This window comes from Leisingera sp. F5, assembly GCF_001593695.1.
Genome location: NZ_LUKH01000187.1, coordinates 1 through 4,093 on the forward strand (window position 1 = coordinate 1; position 4,093 = coordinate 4,093).

Sequence of the window (4,093 nt, forward strand, 5' to 3'; positions counted from 1 at the left end):
CAAGGACGGCGCAGCCGCCGTGCGCAGCACGGTTTATCCTTGAGGCGGGGATGGCCAGGGTAAACTCAAACAGGCGCCTTGAGGGCAAACCTGCCCTTAAGCGCCTCTCAGCCAACTTCCTTGCGCTGCAACGCGGCGCCACGCCCAGGGCCGCACAAAGGCGTATTGGCGAGCCAATGCGCCTGCGGGCGCGGGAGCCCTCCCGGCAGCCTCTATAACAGCACCTTTTCAACCAGCATCAGCACCAGAAACACCGGCACCGACAGCCCGATGGCAATCAGCAGCGCCGCTGCCTTGGTCATCCGCGGGGCAGCTGCCGCCTGCCCCATGATCTGTTTTGTTTGCTTCATGCCGGAAGTTAACCATGATTTAGGTTTCCACCGCGTTAATGGCCTCATGTTCGACAGTGCCCCCGATCCCGATATCCCCGCAGCGGCCACCAGCCGCCCCCAGCCCCGCGCCCTCCAGCAATCGCCGGAGTTTGCCCGCGCGCTGATGGCCTGCGGGCAGGACCCGCTGATGCTGGAAGACGCACAGAACCTGCTGGTTTTGCATCGCCGCCTGCCTGGCGGGCTGCGCCTGGCGATGGTGAACCGGGCGGATTTGAGAAACACCGCGCCCCTGATGGCAGCCTTGCGCGCGCGCGGGCTGGGCCGCACCCCGCTGATCCTGTCGCCGGAAACACCCGCGCCGCAGCTCGCCCGCCTTGGTGCGGTGCCGCTTGTCACCCCGGCGCATGCGGCGCTTTGGGATCTGACCGGCGACCCCGAACAGCGCCGGACAGCCCTGCACCAGAAATGGCGCAACCGTCTGAACCACGGCAAATCCCAGGGCCTGCGCCTCACCCGGCAGAACTTGCCGCACGACCCGCGCCACTGGCTGTTTGCGGCCGACGCCAAACAGCAAACCGCCCGCGGCTACCGCAGCTGGCCCCTCCCCCTCACCCTCGCCTATGCGCGCGAAAACAAAGGCAAGGCCAAGCTGTTCCAGGCGTTCGAGGGCAAGGACCCGGTCGCCGCCATCCTGATCCTCACCCATGGCAGCAGCGCCACCTATCACATCGCGCATACCACCGCGCGCGGCAAACAGCTCAGCGCCCATCCCCTGTTGCTGTGGGAGGCCGCATGCTGGCTTGCCGCCAAGGGCATCTGCCGCCTCGACCTTGGCTTAATCGATACCGGGCGCGCGCCTGGGCTTGCCCGATTCAAACTCGGCACCGGCGCCAAGGCGCACCGCCTGGGTGGAACCTGGGGCCTTTGGCCGCCTTTGGGCCGTCTTTTACGCCCCCTGACACTGCTGGACCGGCGGCAGATGGGCGCCTGACCGCCCCGCGACGTCCCGTCCCGCTGGACAGATGCAGGCCGCCTCCATTATATGAACGAATGTTCAGATAACCGGGAGGAGCCCCGCTCATGAAACTTGCAGACACCGCTGCCATTGTCACCGGCGCCGCCTCGGGCCTGGGTGAGGCCACCGCCCGCTACTTTGCCGAACAAGGCGCCCAGGTCACCATCCTGGACCGCGACGCTGACCGCGGCGCTTCGGTCGCGCAAGAGATCGGCGGGCAGTTCGCCCAAACCGACGTGACCAGCGAAGAGTCGGTTTCTGCCGCCATCGCCCATGCCGCGGAGAAGATGGGCAAGATCACGGCCTGCGTAAACTGCGCCGGCATCGCCATCGGCGCCAAGACCGTGGGCAAGGACGGCGCCCATCCGCTCGATGCCTACAAGCGCACCATCGACATCAACCTGGTCGGCACTTTCAACGTCGCCCGCCTCGCTGCAGTGGAAATCGCCAAGAACACCCCCGACGCAGACGGCGCCCGCGGGGTGATCATCAACACCGCCTCCATCGCGGCCTTTGACGGCCAAAAGGGCCAGGCCGCCTATGCCGCTTCCAAGGGCGGCGTGGCCGGCATGTGCCTGCCGATGGCGCGCGATCTGGCGTCCTCGGGCATCCGGGTGATGACCATCGCCCCCGGCATCTTCATGACGCCTATGCTGGCCGGCCTGCCGGAAGAGGTGCAGCAGCAGCTGGCGGCAGACGTGCCGAACCCCGCCCGCCTGGGCGACCCGGGCGAATACGGACGTCTGGCAGGCTTCATCGTCGAGATGGGCTACCTCAACGGCGAGGTTATCCGCATCGATGGCGCCTTGCGGATGCGCTGAACCGCCTGCCGCTGCTTGCCGGTCACACACTCGAAATGGCGTCTTCAGGGCAAACCTGCTCCTGAAGCGCTTCTCAGCAAAAACTTTCAGCGTTGCGCAGCAACGCGCGGCCCAAGGCCGCACAAAGGCGCGTTGGCGCAGCCAAGGCACCTGCGGGCGCGGGAGATTCCCCCGGTCATTGACAATCCCCCGTGCCAGCCATTCACTCTCTCACGGAGGCCCCGATGAGCAAAACCGAACGGCAGAAAATGCTGGCTGGCGACTGGTACTGTTGCCAGGACAGCGAACTGGGGGCGTTGCGGTATCAGGCCCGCACCGCGGTGCATCAGCACAACACCGCACCGCTCGATCCCGCCGCCCAGTTCAGCCCGGCCCTGGCAAAACTCTTTGCCGGCCACGGCGCAAACTGCCTGATCGAAGCGCCGTTTCATTGCGCTTATGGCATCAACATCACCCTCGGCCACAACGTCTATTTGAACGCCGGCTGCACCATTCTGGACACCGCAGCCGTCACTATCGGCGACGGCACCATGCTGGGGCCGAATGTGCAGATCTACTGCGCCCAGCACCACATGGACAGGGCGTTGCGCGCCCAGGGGCTGGAGATCGCCCGCCCCGTCACCCTGGGTACCGACGTCTGGATCGGCGGCGGCGCGATCCTTTTGCCGGGAGTTACCATCGGTGATGGCGCCATCGTCGGAGCCGGCGCGGTTGTGACCAGGGACGTCGCGGCTGGTGAAACCGTAACCGGCAATCCCGCGCGTCCTCGGCGCAAGTAATCAAAAGTTCAAGGCAGCGGCCGCCACCTTAACCTGCAATTCAAATTTCCTGATAAATTCCAAAATTTTACGGCAACATCTTTGACCAAATGTTTCGCGCGCGAAACATTTGGTCAGCCTTACTGTCCTAACCGGAACAACCGCCTCAGCCTTCGGCCTTTTCCTCCAGCAGCAGCCATTCTTCCTCGGCCGCGGCCAGTTTCTCCTGCCGCTCGACCAGCGCCTCGGTCGCCTTCTTGAATTTGACCGGCTCGCGGCTGAACAGCTGCGGATCCGCCATCAGCTCCTGCAGCTTGGCGATCTCCGCTTCCAGCCGCTCAATCTCGCCCGGCAACGCCTCCAGCCGGTGTTTTTCCTTGAAGCTGAGGCCGTCCTTGGGCTGGCTTTCCTGCTTGGGCTTAGGCTTCGAAGGCTTCACCTTCTCAGGCCGGTCAGCCGCCTCCAGCGGACCGCGCTGCGCCAGGTAATCGCTCCAGCCGCCGGCATAGGCGGTGGCCTGGCCATTGCCCTCCATAGCAATTGTGGTGGTCGCCACCCGGTCCAGGAAATCCCGGTCGTGGCTGACCAGCAGCACGGTGCCGTCGTAGTTGTCCAAGAGCTCCTGCAGCAGGTCCAGCGTCTCCACGTCCAGGTCGTTGGTCGGTTCATCCAGAACCAGCAGGTTCGAGGACCGCGCCATCAGCCGTGCCAGCAGCAGCCGCGCCTTTTCGCCGCCTGAGAGCGACCGTACAGGAGCGCGTGCCTGGCGTTCGTCGAACAAGAATTCCTTCAGATAGCCCACCACATGTTTCGGCTGGCCGCGCACCATCACCTGATCCGCCTTGCCGGAAATTCCCAGCAAGGGATCGGCAGTCAGATTCTCCCACAGGGTCGCATTGCCATCCAGCTGATCGCGGGTCTGATCGAACAGCGCAAGTTCCAGATTGGTGCCCTGCTTCACCGAACCGAAATCCGGCTCTTCCAACCCCAGCAGCATTTTGAGAAGTGTGGTCTTGCCTGCCCCGTTGGGGCCGACAAAGGCCACCCGGTCGCCGCGCTGCACCTTCAGCGAGAAATCCCTGACGATCTCTTTGCCGCCAAACGCCTTGCCAAGGCCCTCGGCCTCGATCACCTTGCGGCCCGATTTCGGCCCCGCATCCAGCGCCA

5 protein-coding genes are annotated in these 4,093 nt (G+C 64.7%); 3 read left to right on the forward strand and 2 right to left on the reverse strand.

All coding sequences use genetic code 11. The features are described from left to right. Positions 1-212 precede the first annotated feature (212 nt). Positions 213-350 (reverse strand): hypothetical protein, encoded by a 138-nt coding sequence (locus A2I95_RS26950; RefSeq protein WP_291734853.1) that lies wholly within the window; start codon positions 348-350, stop codon positions 213-215. A 46-nt stretch (positions 351-396) separates the two neighbouring features. Between A2I95_RS26950 and A2I95_RS26955 the strand changes: the two genes are divergently transcribed. The 3 genes from A2I95_RS26955 to A2I95_RS26965 all read left to right on the forward strand — a co-directional run bounded on the left by A2I95_RS26955 (position 397) and on the right by A2I95_RS26965 (position 2,947). After that, positions 397-1,323 carry a GNAT family N-acetyltransferase gene (locus tag A2I95_RS26955; protein ID WP_291734855.1) on the forward strand — a complete coding sequence of 309 codons (927 nt, stop codon included), beginning with the start codon at positions 397-399 and terminating at the stop codon, positions 1,321-1,323. Between the two features lie 89 nt (positions 1,324-1,412). Further along, complete coding sequence (locus A2I95_RS26960; RefSeq protein ID WP_291734857.1) at positions 1,413-2,168, forward strand: SDR family NAD(P)-dependent oxidoreductase; 756 nt, start codon at positions 1,413-1,415, stop codon at positions 2,166-2,168. Between the two features lie 224 nt (positions 2,169-2,392). Further along, positions 2,393-2,947 (forward strand): sugar O-acetyltransferase, encoded by a 555-nt coding sequence (locus A2I95_RS26965; RefSeq protein WP_027258603.1) that lies wholly within the window; start codon positions 2,393-2,395, stop codon positions 2,945-2,947. Positions 2,948-3,092: 145 nt separating this feature from the next. On the opposite strand, the gene A2I95_RS26970 is transcribed toward A2I95_RS26965, so the two are convergent. Further along, positions 3,093-4,093 (reverse strand): ATP-binding cassette domain-containing protein (locus tag A2I95_RS26970; protein WP_291734860.1); only part of this gene is annotated, 1,001 nt, incomplete at its 5' end.